We start from the raw sequence: 13,682 nt of genomic DNA, 5'->3' as shown, positions 1-13,682 counted from the left end.
AGGTGGGATTAGACTGTTTTCGGTGGTGTGCCTGCCTTTGTGACATAAGCCCCGCCCGACACGCAGCCCTGCACCTTTGCCGCCGTAGAAGGTAAACTTCGCCCCCTGCGCAGGAGCAACCATGAATTATCGTCACGCCTTTCACGCCGGCAACCACGCCGATGTCTTCAAACACCTGACCTTGACCCGCCTCATCGCCCTGATGTCGCGCAAGGAGCAGCCGTTCGCCTACCTCGACACCCACGCCGGGATTGGCCTGTACGACTTGCAGGGCGACCAGGCCAACCGCACCGGCGAATACCTGGAAGGCATTGCGCGGCTGTGGGGCGAAAGCGACCTGCCGCCCCTCACCGCCGACTACATGCGCGTGCTGCACGAGATGAACCCGGACGGCCAGTTGCGCTACTACCCCGGCTCGCCGGAGCTGGCGCGCCGCCTCACGCGGCCCCAGGACCGTGTATTGCTCAATGAGAAGCACCCGGAAGACGGCGTACTGCTCAAGGACAACATGAAGGGCGATCGCCGGGTCAAAGTGCACTTGGGCGAAGGCTGGCATGTGCCACGTGCCTTGCTGCCGGTGCCGGAAAAACGCGCGTTGATGCTGATCGATCCGCCGTTTGAACAACTCGATGAAATGCAGCGCTGCGCGGCGTCCCTCAAGGAAGCGGTCAGCCGCATGCGCCAGACGGTCGCGGCGATCTGGTACCCGGTAAAAGACCAGCGCATGTTGCGTCGTTTCTACCAGGACCTGGCCGGCACCGGCGCGCCGAAGTTGCTGCGCGTGGAATTGCTGGTGCATCCGTTGGACACGCCCAACACCCTGACCGGCTCAGGCCTGGCGATTGCCAACCCGCCGTGGGGCCTGGAGGAAGAGTTGCGTGAGCTGCTGCCGTGGCTGTCCAAAAAACTTGGCCAGACCCAGGGTGGGTGGCAGATGGATTGGCTTATCGCTGAGTAATTAGCTCTCAAGCCAAACACAAAACCAAATGTGGGAGCGGGCTTGCTCGCGAATGCGGTACATCAGTCACACATGTGTTGACTGACCCACCGGATTCGCGAGCAAGCCCGCTCCCACATTTTTTGATCTGCGCTGTGCTTAGATCGGGCAGGTCACGCCTGTACCGCCGATCCCGCAATAGCCTTGCGGGTTCTTCGCCAGGTACTGCTGGTGATACGCCTCGGCGAAATACACCGTCGGGGCTTCTTCGATTTCCGTGGTGATCACACCCAGGCCCGCCTTGGTCAATTCAGCCTGATAGGCATTGGCGCTGGCCTTGGCCGCCTCCAGATGCTCAGGTTTCACCGCGTAGATTACCGAACGGTATTGAGTGCCGATGTCGTTGCCCTGGCGCATGCCCTGGGTCGGGTTGTGCAATTCCCAGAACATTTTCAGCAGTTCTTCATAGCTGATTTTGTCTTGGTCAAACACTACCAGTACCACTTCGCTGTGGCCGGTGAGGCCCGAGCAGACTTCTTCGTAGGTCGGGTTCGGCGTGTAGCCGCCGGCGTAACCGACCACGGTGCTGACCACGCCGTCGCGCTGCCAGAACCGCCGTTCGGCACCCCAGAAGCAACCGAGGCCGAAGATCGCGAACTCTACGTTGTCGACAAAGGGGCCCAGCAGTGGGTTGCCGTTGACGAAGTGAGTTTCCGGCAGGGTCATCGGCGTTTCACGGCCAGGCAAAGCTTGTTCTTGAGTCGGCAGCACGTTTTTGTTCACCAGAATTTCCGAGCGCAAGGCCATGATCAGTCCTCTCAGTCAGATTGAGTTATGTAATAAGACAGACAGCCAGTGTGCCCGAGTGTTACAGCGCTGTCAGGCGATTGGCCCGCGGGGGTAGCGTTTAAGCTTTTCCAGCAGCTCTGCGCCGGGGATCGGCCGGTCGAACAGGTAGCCCTGGCCCACATCGCAGCGGTGGCGGCGCAGGAACGCCAGCTGTTCGGCCGTCTCGATGCCCTCGGCCACCACCTTGAGCTTGAGGTTGTGGGCCATGGCGATAACCGCCGAGGTAATTTCCATGTCGTCCTGGTTGTCCGGGATTTCGTGGATAAAGCTGCGATCGATCTTGATGATGTCGATGGGGAATTTTTTCAGGTAGCTCAGCGACGAGTAGCCGGTGCCGAAGTCGTCCATGGCCAGGGTCAGGCCGAAGCTCTTCAACTGGTCCAGTTGCAGGCGCGTGTCTTCGGTGGCTTCCAGCAGCAAGCCCTCGGTCAGCTCCAGCTCCAGCAGGTTGGCCGGCAGTTGTTCTTCCTTGAGGATGGTGGCGATCGACGCCACCAGGTCCGGGTCGGAGAACTGCTTGGGCGACAGGTTGATCGCCACCTGCAAGTTACCCATGCCGCCTGCGCTCAACTGCTTGCTCATGCGACAAGCCTGACGCGCGATCCATTTGCCGATGGGGATGATCAACCCGGTTTCTTCAGCCACGCTGATGAACTGGTCGGGGCGGATCATGCCCTTTTCCGGGTGGTTCCAGCGCAGCAGCGCTTCCATGCCCAGCAAGCGGCCGCTGCGCAGGCACAGTTTGGGCTGGTAGAACACATCCAGCTCGTTTTGAGTCAGGGCGCGGCGCAGGTTGTTTTCCACGAACAGTTTGTAACTGGCCTCGGCATTCAACGCCTCGGTGAAGACCTGCACCTGATGTTTGCCGTTGGCCTTGGCCTTGTGCAGCGCCAAGCCGGCGTTACGCATCAGCGTCTGCGGGTCGCGGCCGTGCAGCGGCGCGCAGGCCAGGCCCACGGAGCCGGTGACGCTGATCAACTGGTTGTCGACGAACATCGGCTTGTCGAGGGTGGTCAGCAATTGGCTGGCCACCTGTTGGCCGGTCTCAAGGTCGGTGTCGTCCAGCAGCACCGCAAATTCGTTACTGGCAAAACGCGCCAGGCTGCCGCCGGCACTCAGGCTGTTGCGCAGGCGCCGGGCCAGGCTGATCAGCAGTTTGTCGCCGGTCTGGTGGCCGAGGCTGTCGTTGATCCGCTTGAAGTTGTCGATGTCCACCAGCAGCAGGCTGATCGGGCTGTCGCTGTCGCGGGCGAAGCGTTCATCAAGGTTGCGGATAAACGCCGGGCGGTTGCCCAGGTTGGTCAGGTTGTCGGTGTAGGCCAGGCGCTCGATCCGCTGTTGCGCGAGCTTGGTCTGGGTGATGTCTTCGTAGATGCCGATGTAGTGGGTCAACTCACGGTTGTCGCCATACACCTTGGAGATCGACAGCTGGCCCCAATAGGGTTCCAGGTTTTTGCGCCGGCTCTTGAACTCGCCTTGCCAGCTATTGCTCTTGGCCAGGCTCGACGGCGCGTCGAACAGCAGTTCGCTGAGGTTTTCCAGGGCCGGCAGCTGCGCCAGGCGATGGCCGTGGACTTCTTCGGCGCTGTACTGGGTGATCGCGGTAAAGCTTGGGTTGACGTACTCCACCACGCCGTCGCAATTGACCAGCAAAAAGGCGTTGGCGCTTTGCTCGACTGCACGCTGGAACAGGTGCAGGGCGCTGGTGGCGGTGCGGCGGTTGTGGTTGTTGATCACTTGTGCGAACTGGTCTGCCAGCTCGCCGGCAAAGGCAATTTCATCCGACTGCCAGGCACGCGAACTGCCACTTTGTTCCAGGCACAACACACCGACTACCTGGCCATCCACGCGGATGCTGGCGTCGAGCATGGCGTGGACATCCTTGGCGCGCAGGCTCTCGGCCATTTCCCGGGTGCGCGGGTCGCGCATCGCGTGGGTGGCGTCGATGGCGCGGCTTGAATGCAGGGCTTCGAGGTAATCCGGGAAGCCGCTGGCGTCAATCGCTTCGGGCAAGTGGTGCTGCTGGTCGTCGCGGTGGTAGGCCGAGATCGGCACCAGGCGCTGGCCTTCGAGGTTCCAGATGCTGGCGCAGTCGATCTGGTAGATATCGCAGGCACTGCGGGTGATCAGCTCGGCGGCTTCTTGCAGCGAATTTGGCGTGGTGTAGCGCTGGCGCGCCAGCAGCAGGATCAGCTCCTGTTGGGCGCGTACCCGTTCAAGGTGTTGCAGCTGTTCCTGCTGGGCACGCTGGTTGAGTTCCAGGGCGATCTGCAGGCGACTGTTCTGGTTTTCCAGGTCGGCGGTCGGGGCGGCGGCGGGGATTTCGCTGAACAGTCCGTCGACCACCATCAGGTAGCCGCGCAACAGGTGGCGATTGTGTTGTTTATACGCCTCGCCCATTTCCAGCAGGCTCAAAGGTCCATCGTTGGTGTGCAGGGTGTAGCGCACCAGGTAATGCGGGCTATGGGCCAGTTGCTGCTGGATGGTGTCGTGCAGTTGATAGCGCGCCTGGGGTTCCATCAGGCTGGCGTAAGGGGTGCCGATCAAGGCACACAGTTCCACCGCCGGCAGGCCGAATTGGCGCTCGCAATTGGGGTCCAGATACAGCAGCGCCCAGCTTGCCTCATTAAGCCGCTCGAAACGCAGCATACCGAGGCGCGAAGGCACCGGTAATTGCGTCACTACCTCGGCCGCCATACGGGCGACATCGGGTTGGCTTTTCATGGGGGAAACTCGCTTGGGAAGATGCGCACGGCGCCGGGCTCACGCCCTCTTTACTGTCACCTGCGGCAAGGTTGCATCATGCAGCACGCACTGACAAGAGAGGATGAAGGCTAAGTGCTATATGTGTGTTATCGGCCGCGAAGGGGATTTCTGCAATCGGGGTGATGGAAGGTGTACAAACCTGTTTTGCGTGTTTAACAAACACCCAAAAAAAGCCCCGCCAAGTGGCGGGGTTGAGGTACGAGCGTGGCGCTCGGAAATCGGTGCTGCCAAGCCTTCCCTGTGAAGGGAAGGCCTGTTGAGGCTTACAGCAAGATGGTGCGGATGTCGTTGAGCAGCTGGCTCAGACGCTGCGTGAAGCGGGCAGCAGCAGCGCCGTTGATCACGCGGTGATCGTAGGACAACGACAGCGGCAGCATCAGCTTCGGTTGGAACGCTTTACCGTCCCACACAGGCTGGATAGTGGCCTTGGACACACCCAGGATCGCCACTTCCGGCGCGTTGACGATTGGCGTGAAGCCAGTGCCGCCAATGTGACCGAGGCTGGAGATGGTGAAGCACGCGCCTTGCATGTCGTCGGCGGTGAGCTTTTTGTCGCGGGCTTTGGCAGCCAGCGCAGCAGCTTCGGCGGCGAGTTGCAGCAGGCTCTTCTGATCAACGTTCTTGATCACAGGAACCAGCAGGCCGTCCGGGGTATCCACCGCGAAACCTACGTTCACGTACTTCTTGCGGATGATCGCCTTGCCGCTTGGTGCCAGCGAACTGTTGAAGTCCGGCAGCTCCTTGAGCAGGTGCGCGCACGCCTTGAGCAGCAGTGGCAGCACAGTCAGTTTCACGCCGGCTTTTTCGGCCACGGCTTTCTGCGCAACGCGGAAAGCTTCCAGGTCGGTGATATCGGCCTGGTCGAACTGAGTCACGTGCGGGATGTTCAACCAGCTGCGGTGCAGGCTCGACGCGCCGATTTGCATCAGGCGGGTCATCGGCACTTCTTCGGTCTCGCCGAAGCGGCTGAAGTCCACGACCGGAATCGGTGGAATGCCCGAGCCGCCCGTAGCAGCGCCGGCAGCCGGAGCTTCCTTGGCCTTCTGCATCATGGCCTTGACGTAAACCTGCACGTCTTCCTTGAGCACACGACCGTGCGGGCCAGTGGCCGACACAGCGTTGAGCTCAACACCGAACTCACGGGCCAGCTGACGCACGGCAGGGCCGGCGTGAACCTTGGCACCGCTTGGCGCAGGTGCGGCAGCCGCCGGAGCCGGTGCGGCCTCGGCTTTTGCAGCAGGTGCGGCAGGTGCAGCAGCGGCCGGAGCAGCTTCAGCCTTGGCAGCCGGAGCAGCAGCCGGTGCTGGCGCAGCAGCAGGTGCGGCGCCTTGTACTTTGAGCTTGAGGATGAAGTCACCGGTGCCGACTTCGTCTTCCAGCTTGACCGCAATGCTTTCCACAACGCCGGCAGCCGGCGAAGGGATTTCCATGGAGGCCTTGTCGGACTCCAGGGTGATCAGCGACTGGTCGGCTTCGACGGTATCGCCGACTTTTACCAGCAGCTCGATGATCTTGGCCTTGCCCGACGAGCCGATGTCCGGAACATGAATGTCCTGAACAGTGGCGGCGGCAGGTGCGGCAGCCGGAGCTGGAGCAGCCTCGGCAGCAGCGGCAGGTTTTTCAGCAGCAGGTGCGGGTGCAGCAGCGGCAGCCGGGGCTGGCGCAGGGGCCGCATCAGCGGCACCTTCGATTTCCAGTTCCAGCAGTTCGTCGCCTTCTTTCAGGCGGTCGCCCAGCTTCACTTTCAGGCTCTTGACCACGCCGGCCTTGGGAGCAGGGATTTCCATGCTCGCCTTGTCCGACTCCAGGGTCAGGATGCTCTGGTCGGCTTCGACGGTGTCGCCGACCTTCACAAACAGCTCGATTACTTCACCTTCACCGCTGCCGATGTCAGGTACGCGAATGAGTTCGCTCACAAAAAATCTCCTCAGCAGTCCAGTGGGTTGCGTTTTTCCGGGTTGATGCCGAACTTGACGATAGCGTCAGCCACCACCTTAGGTTCGATCTCACCACGGTCAGCCAAGGCTTCCAGGGCTGCCAACACCACGAAGTGACGGTCAACTTCGAAGAAGTGACGCAGCTTCTTGCGGCTGTCACTGCGGCCGAAACCGTCGGTGCCCAGGACTTTGAATTCCTTGGACGGGACCCACTGGCGAATCTGTTCAGCAAACAGCTTCATGTAGTCGGTAGAGGCAATGACTGGACCTTTACGGCCGGCCAGGCACTCTTCGACGTAGCTCTTGGCTGGTTTCTGACCTGGGTGCAGGCGGTTGTTGCGCTCCACCGCCAGGCCGTCGCGACGCAGTTCGTTGAAGCTGGTAACGCTCCACACGTCAGCGCCGACGTTGAACTCTTCACGCAGGATCTTCGCCGCTTCACGCACTTCACGCAGGATGGTGCCGGAGCCCATCAGTTGCACGTGGTGCGCCGCTTCCTTGGTGTCTTCTTCGAGCAGGTACATGCCCTTGATGATGCCTTCCTCAACACCGGCCGGCATGGCAGGTTGCTGGTAGGACTCGTTCATCACGGTGATGTAGTAGAAAACGTCCTGCTGCTCTTCGGTCATCTTCTTCATGCCGTCCTGGATGATCACCGCCAGCTCATAGCCGTAGGTTGGATCAAAGGTGCGGCAGTTCGGGATGGTGGCAGCCAGGATGTGGCTGTGACCGTCTTCGTGTTGCAGGCCTTCGCCGTTCAGCGTGGTCCGGCCGGCAGTACCACCGATCAGGAAGCCACGGGTACGGCTGTCGCCTGCTGCCCACGCCAGGTCGCCGATACGCTGGAAGCCGAACATCGAGTAGAAGATGTAGAACGGCAGCATCGGCTGGTTGTGGCTGGAGTACGAAGTACCGGCAGCGATGAAGGAGCTCATGGCGCCCGCTTCGTTGATGCCTTCTTCGAGGATCTGGCCCTTCTTGTCTTCCTTGTAGAACATCACCTGGTCTTTATCGACTGGCTCGTAGAGCTGGCCGACGGAGGAGTAGATGCCCAACTGACGGAACATGCCTTCCATACCGAAGGTACGGGCTTCGTCCGGGATGATCGGGACGATACGCGAACCGATTTCCTTGTCCTTGACCAACTGCGCCAGGATGCGCACGAAGGCCATGGTGGTGGAGATTTCACGGTCGCCCGAGCCGTCCAGGATAGCCTTGAGGGTATCGAGTGGCGGTGTAGGAATGTCGAAAGACTTGGCGCGGCGCTGTGGCACGAAACCGCCCAGTGCAGTGCGACGCTCGCTGAGGTAGCGGGCTTCGGCGCTGTTTGGCTCCGGCTTGAAGAACGGCAGGTTCTCCAGCTCTTCGTCCTTGACCGGGATGTCGAAGCGATCACGGAACAGCTTCAGGCTTTCAACATCAACTTTCTTGGTGTTGTGCGCGGTGTTCTTCGCTTCGCCGGCACCAGTGCCATAACCTTTGATGGTCTTGGCCAGGATGACGGTCGGTTGTTCTTTGTGGTTGACCGCTTCGTGGTACGCCGCGTAGACCTTGTACGGGTCGTGGCCGCCACGGTTGAGTTTCCAGATCTCGTCGTCGGACAGGTCTGCAACCATCGCCTTGAGTTCTGGCGAGTTGAAGAAGTGTTCACGTACGAACGCGCCGTCTTTGGCTTTGTAGTTCTGGTACTCGCCGTCGATGACTTCGTCCATGCGACGTTGCAGGATACCGTCGACGTCTTTGGCCAGCAGTGGGTCCCAGAAACGGCCCCAGATGACTTTGGTCACGTTCCACTGAGCACCGCGGAACACGCCTTCGAGTTCCTGGATGATCTTGCCGTTGCCGCGAACCGGGCCGTCGAGGCGCTGCAGGTTGCAGTTGATGACGAAGATCAGGTTGTCGAGCTTCTCGCGGCCAGCCAGGGAGATGGCGCCCAGGGATTCCGGCTCGTCACACTCGCCGTCGCCCAGGAAGCACCAGACCTTCTGCTTGCCTTCAGGGATGAAGCCACGGGCTTCCAGGTACTTCATGAAACGTGCCTGGTAGATCGCCTGGATCGGGCCAAGGCCCATGGATACTGTCGGGAACTGCCAGAAATCAGGCATCAGCCAAGGGTGCGGGTACGACGACAGGCCGTTACCGTCCACTTCCTGGCGGAAGTTGTTCATGTGTTCTTCGGTGATGCGGCCTTCCATGAACGCACGGGCGTAGACGCCTGGCGAGGTGTGGCCCTGGAAGTAGATCAGGTCGCCGCCGTGTTCGTCGGTCGGGGCCTGGAAGAAGTAGTTGAAGCCTATGTCATACAGGGTTGCGCTGGAGGCGAAGCTGGAGATGTGACCGCCCAGGTCAGAATCTTTCAAGTTCGTGCGCATTACCATCGCCATGGCGTTCCAACGTACCAGCGAGCGAATGCGGCGTTCCATGAACAGGTCGCCAGGCATGCGTGCTTCGTGGGTAACGGGGATGGTGTTGCGGTATGGCGTGGTGATGGCGTAAGGCAATTGCGAGCCGCTGCGGGTCGCGAGTTCGCCCATACGGGTCATCAAATAGTGAGCACGGTCTTCGCCTTCTTTGTCGAGAACCGATTCCAGGGCGTCCAGCCATTCCTGGGTTTCGACGGGATCGAGGTCTTGCATGGCTTGCTCCAGGGCGGAAAGGCTACCAGAATCGGTTGCCTGAAGTTTGCGACTGGCCTTGTGGGCAGACGACATAAATTCTTGGATGGCCGAAGGTTGCTTCGGCGTCCTGTAGTTTTACTACAAATCGTCGGCCATTTCAGCCTTTCGAATGTATATACGAGTAGTAAAACTACACAAGACTGAGCGTATGGCTCGGTCTGGCTGGTGAGCATAATCGTTATTGTTGATCATTTGCGAACAAGAAAAGGTGAAAGTTTGATGTTGGCTGCCAAGATGAAATTAATTTCAGCTATTTCTAACCTTTGTTCGACAGTCCTTCACCAAGCGTGGTTCTTGCCTTCACAACAACCCACCTTTTGCGCGCCGATCAAGGATAGACCATGAGCCTTCCAACGCTGGCCGAACTGCCGGCCATTCTCTTGCCTTTTGCCCAGCGGGCCGAGCAGTCATTTCGTGACGCAGTGGCCGCGCTGGACGCCGATCATGGACTTTCTGCGTGGACGCCGCAACGGTGGGCCGACTTTGCCCGGGTGTGCGCCGCCAGTGATTTCGTCATTGAACAGAGCCTTCGTGACCCTTTGATGTTGCTTGAGCTGGTGGCCTGGGGCGAGCTGGACCGAGGCTTTGCGCCCGGTGAGCTGTGCAGCCAGATCGCCGGTGCCGTGCAACAGGCCGAAACAGAAGATGAGTTGGGCCGGGTGCTGCGCCGCCAACGCACGCGCCAGCAAGTGCGCATTATCTGGCGCGACCTGACCCGACAGGCGGACCTGGTGCAAACCTGCCGTGACCTCTCCGACATGGCCGACGCCAGCATCGACCAGGCCTACCAGTGGCTGTACCAACGCCACTGCGTGCAGTTCGGCACGCCCACCGGCCGGCGCAGCGGCGAAGCCCAGCACATGGTCATCCTCGGCATGGGCAAGCTCGGCGCGGTGGAGTTAAACCTTTCGTCGGACATCGACTTGATCTTCGCCTACCCCGAAGGCGGCGAAACGGTGGGCGTGAAGCGCGCGCTGGACAATCAGGAGTTTTTCATTCGCCTTGGTCAAAAATTGATCAAGGCGCTCGACCCGATGACGGTCGATGGTTTTGTCTTCCGTGTCGACATGCGCCTGCGGCCCTATGGCTCGGCCGGTGCGTTGCTGCTCAGCTTTAATGCGCTGGAGCAGTACTACCAGGATCAAGGCCGCGACTGGGAACGCTACGCCATGATCAAGGCGCGCGTGGTGGCCGGCGACCAGGTGGCCGGTGCGCAATTGCTGGATATGCTGCGCCCGTTCGTCTACCGCCGTTACCTGGATTTTTCTGCGATTGAAGCGCTGCGCACCATGAAGCAGCTGATCCAGCAGGAAGTGCGGCGCAAGGGCATGGCCGAGAACATCAAGCTGGGCTCGGGCGGCATCCGCGAAGTAGAATTTATCGCCCAGGCGTTCCAGTTGATCCATGGCGGCCGCGACCTGAGTTTGCAACAGCGGCCGTTGCTCATGGTGCTCGGCACGCTTGAAGGCCAGGGCTACTTGCCGCCTGCAGTGATCGCCGAGCTGCGCAATGGCTATGAATTCCTGCGCTATACCGAGCACGCGATCCAGGCGATTGCCGACCGTCAGACGCAAATGCTGCCGGACAGCCCGGAAGATCAGGCGCGCATCGCCTTTATGCTGGGCTTTGCCGACTGGGCCGCGTTCCATGAGCGGCTGATGTATTGGCGTGGCCGTGTGGACTGGCACTTCCGTCAGGTGATTGCTGATCCTGACGAAGAAGAAGGTGAAGAAAGCGAGCTGGTGGTGGGCGGGGAGTGGTTGCCGTTGTGGGAAGAGTCCCAGGACGAAGACGCCGCTTGCCGCCAGCTGGCCGAGGGCGGTTTTACCGACGCGCCCAAAGCCCTCAAAGCCCTGGCTGGCCTACGCGGCAGCCCGCAGTTGCGCGCCATGCAGCGCCTTGGTCGCGAGCGGCTCGACGCCTTTATCCCGCGCCTGCTGGCCCAGGCCGTCGAGCACGCTAACCCGGATCTGGTACTCGAACGCGTGCTACCGTTGGTGGAAGCCGTGGCGCGACGTTCTGCTTACCTGGTGCTGTTGACCGAAAACCCCGACGCCCTGCGCCGCTTGTTGACGCTGTGCGCCGCCAGCCCGTGGATTGCCGAGCAAATCACGCGTTTCCCGCTGCTGCTCGACGAGTTGCTCAATGAAGGCCGCCTGTTCAAGCCACCGTTGGCGCCGGAACTCGCCGCTGAGCTGCGTGAGCGCCTCACACGCATTCCCGAGGATGACCTTGAGCAACAGATGGAAGCCTTGCGGCACTTCAAACTGGCCCACCGCCTGCGTGTAGCCGCCTCGGAAATCGCCGGCAGCCTGCCATTGATGAAGGTCAGCGACTATTTGACCTGGCTGGCCGAAGCTATCCTCGAACAAGTGCTGGCCCTGGCCTGGCGCCAGACGGTCGCCCGCCATGGCTCGCCACAGCGCGTGGACGGCAGTCTGTGCGACCCAGGGTTCATTATTGTGGGTTACGGCAAAGTCGGCGGCATTGAGCTGGGGCATGGCTCGGACCTTGATCTGGTGTTCATCCACGACGGCGACCCGCAGGCCGAGACCGACGGCGCCAAACCCATCGACGGCGCGCAGTTCTTCACGCGCCTGGGCCAGCGCATCATTCACTTGCTCACCACCCAGACCAACTCCGGGCAGTTGTATGAAGTGGATATGCGCCTGCGACCTTCCGGCGCCTCCGGGTTGTTGGTCAGTTCGCTTGGGGCGTTTGAGCGCTACCAGGAAAATGAAGCCTGGACCTGGGAGCATCAGGCGCTGATCCGCGCGCGGGTGCTGGTGGGCAGCCAGGATGTGGGCCATGCGTTTGAACACGTCCGGGCTAAAGTGCTGGGGCGCGAACGTGACTTGGCGAAGCTGCGCCAGGAGGTCAGCGAGATGCGCGCCAAGATGCGCGACAACCTGGGCACCAAGGCTACGGCTGCCGGCACGGCTGCGAATGCCTTCGAGCCGACGACCGTGTTCGACCTCAAGCAAGACGCGGGAGGTATCGTCGATATTGAATTTATGGTGCAATACGCGGCTTTGGCGTGGTCTGCGCAACATCCATCGTTGCTGCGCTATACCGACAATATCCGCATTCTGGAAGGCTTGGAGCAGGTCGGGCTGATGCCCGCCGCCGATGCCCATCTGCTGCGTGAGGTGTATAAGGCCTACCGTTCCGCCGCGCACCGCCAAGCCTTGCAAAACGAGGCCGGCACGGTTGCCGGGGATCAGTTCGCCGACGAGCGGCGCCAGGTGAAGCGCATCTGGAATGAACTGGGGTTAAGCTGATTAATTAAGTGGCTCCAATTTAATGTGGAAATCGGCTTTATGTGGGAGCCGGGCTTGCCCGCGATGCAGGCGCCTCGGTACTTCAGCCATACCGAAGCGATGCCAACGCAGGCACGCCAGCTCCCACACAAAGCGCGATCTACAATCATTGTCGATGCGGGGAGGCATAAGCCTCCCCGCATCGTTTGTGGAAACTACATGAATATTCTGATCGTTGGGCCTAGTTGGGTCGGTGACATGGTGATGGCGCAGACACTGTTCCAGTGCCTCAAGCAACGCCATCCCGACTGCCAAATCGACGTGCTCGCCCCTGAGTGGAGCCGGCCGATCCTTGAGCGCATGCCCGAGGTGCGCGCGGCCTTGAGCTTCCCGCTCGGCCACGGCGCCCTCGAATTGGCGACGCGTCGGCGTATCGGCAAATCCATGGTCGGCCAGTACGACCAGGCGATTTTGCTGCCCAACTCGCTCAAGTCGGCGCTGGTGCCGTACTTTGCCGGCATCCCTGAACGTACCGGCTGGCGCGGCGAATTTCGCTACGTGTTGCTCAATGACGTGCGCACCCTCGACAAGGCGCGCTACCCGCTGATGATCGAACGCTTCATGGCGCTGGCCTACGAGCCCGGCGCCGAGTTGCCCACGCCGTACCCGCGCCCCAGCCTGCAGATCGATCCGGTGAGCCGTGACGCGGCGCTGGCCAAGTTCGGCCTGGCACTTGACCGTCCCGTGCTGGCGCTGTGCCCCGGCGCCGAGTTTGGCGAGTCCAAACGCTGGCCGTCGGAGCATTACGCCAAAGTCGCCGAGATGAAGATTCGCGAAGGCTGGCAGGTGTGGCTGTTTGGTTCGAAGAAGGACCACCCGGTGGGCGAAGACATTCGCCAGCGCCTGATCCCCGGCCTGCGTGAAGAAGCGGTGAACCTCAGTGGCGATACGTCGCTGGCCGAGGCTATCGATTTACTCTCCTGCGCCGATTCGGTGGTGTCCAACGACTCCGGCCTGATGCACGTGGCCGCCGCGCTGAACCGCCCATTGGTGGCGGTGTATGGCTCGACGTCGCCCGGTTTTACCCCGCCTTTGGCCGACAAGGTTGAAGTGGTGCGTCTGGGCCTGGATTGCAGCCCGTGCTTTGAGCGTACCTGCCGTTTTGGCCATTACAACTGCATGCGCCAGTTGCTGCCGCAGCCGGTCAACGAAGCCTTGCAGCGGTTGCAGGGTTCTGTGGTTGAGGTCCATTAGT

The 13,682-nt window shown here is 61.0% G+C and carries 7 protein-coding genes; 3 read left to right on the top strand and 4 right to left on the bottom strand.

Features of this window, described 5'->3' with window-relative positions:
• Positions 1-121 precede the first annotated feature (121 nt).
• Entirely contained in the window at positions 122-958 is an 837-nt protein-coding gene (locus tag FFI16_RS24400; protein ID WP_017138523.1) for a 23S rRNA (adenine(2030)-N(6))-methyltransferase RlmJ, read from the top strand.
• Positions 959-1,096: 138 nt separating this feature from the next.
• On the opposite strand, the gene msrA is transcribed toward FFI16_RS24400, so the two are convergent.
• From msrA to aceE, 4 genes are all read right to left on the bottom strand, one after another.
• Positions 1,097-1,744, bottom strand: a complete 648-nt coding sequence (gene msrA / locus FFI16_RS24395) for a peptide-methionine (S)-S-oxide reductase MsrA (protein ID WP_138817164.1) — start codon at positions 1,742-1,744, stop codon at positions 1,097-1,099.
• A gap of 72 nt (positions 1,745-1,816) precedes the next feature.
• Positions 1,817-4,510, bottom strand: a complete 2,694-nt coding sequence (locus FFI16_RS24390; RefSeq protein WP_138817163.1) for a bifunctional diguanylate cyclase/phosphodiesterase — start codon at positions 4,508-4,510, stop codon at positions 1,817-1,819.
• Between the two features lie 305 nt (positions 4,511-4,815).
• A complete protein-coding gene (gene aceF, locus FFI16_RS24385) occupies positions 4,816-6,468 on the bottom strand; it encodes a dihydrolipoyllysine-residue acetyltransferase (protein WP_138817162.1) in 1,653 nt (550 codons plus the stop codon).
• An 11-nt stretch (positions 6,469-6,479) separates the two neighbouring features.
• The gene (aceE, locus tag FFI16_RS24380; RefSeq protein WP_138817161.1) at positions 6,480-9,125 is read right to left on the bottom strand and encodes a pyruvate dehydrogenase (acetyl-transferring), homodimeric type; all 2,646 of its coding nucleotides are present in this window, start codon (positions 9,123-9,125) and stop codon (positions 6,480-6,482) included.
• Positions 9,126-9,508: 383 nt separating this feature from the next.
• Between aceE and glnE the strand changes: the two genes are divergently transcribed.
• Positions 9,509-12,448 carry a bifunctional [glutamate--ammonia ligase]-adenylyl-L-tyrosine phosphorylase/[glutamate--ammonia-ligase] adenylyltransferase gene (gene glnE, locus FFI16_RS24375; RefSeq protein WP_138817160.1) on the top strand — a complete coding sequence of 980 codons (2,940 nt, stop codon included), beginning with the start codon at positions 9,509-9,511 and terminating at the stop codon, positions 12,446-12,448.
• Between the two features lie 198 nt (positions 12,449-12,646).
• Positions 12,647-13,681, top strand: coding sequence for a lipopolysaccharide heptosyltransferase II (gene waaF / locus FFI16_RS24370; RefSeq protein ID WP_138817159.1), 1,035 nt, complete (start codon positions 12,647-12,649; stop codon positions 13,679-13,681).
• Position 13,682 lies beyond the last annotated feature (1 nt).

Origin of the sequence: Pseudomonas sp. KBS0710 (assembly GCF_005938045.2) — a bacterium.
Taxonomy (GTDB): domain Bacteria; phylum Pseudomonadota; class Gammaproteobacteria; order Pseudomonadales; family Pseudomonadaceae; genus Aquipseudomonas.
Note: the sequence above shows the minus strand (reverse complement) of the source record. Positions and strands in the feature narration are given on the sequence as shown.

What these genes read in the sequence shown, in the direction of transcription:
- FFI16_RS24400 (WP_017138523.1), top strand. Translation starts at nt 122, where the DNA reads ATGAATTATCGTCACGCCTTTCACGCCGGCAACCACGCCGATGTCTTC.
- aceE (WP_138817161.1), bottom strand. Translation starts at nt 9,125, where the DNA reads ATGCAAGACCTCGATCCCGTCGAAACCCAGGAATGGCTGGACGCCCTG.
- msrA (WP_138817164.1), bottom strand. Translation starts at nt 1,744, where the DNA reads ATGGCCTTGCGCTCGGAAATTCTGGTGAACAAAAACGTGCTGCCGACT.
- glnE (WP_138817160.1), top strand. Translation starts at nt 9,509, where the DNA reads ATGAGCCTTCCAACGCTGGCCGAACTGCCGGCCATTCTCTTGCCTTTT.
- FFI16_RS24390 (WP_138817163.1), bottom strand. Translation starts at nt 4,510, where the DNA reads ATGAAAAGCCAACCCGATGTCGCCCGTATGGCGGCCGAGGTAGTGACG.
- waaF (WP_138817159.1), top strand. Translation starts at nt 12,647, where the DNA reads ATGAATATTCTGATCGTTGGGCCTAGTTGGGTCGGTGACATGGTGATG.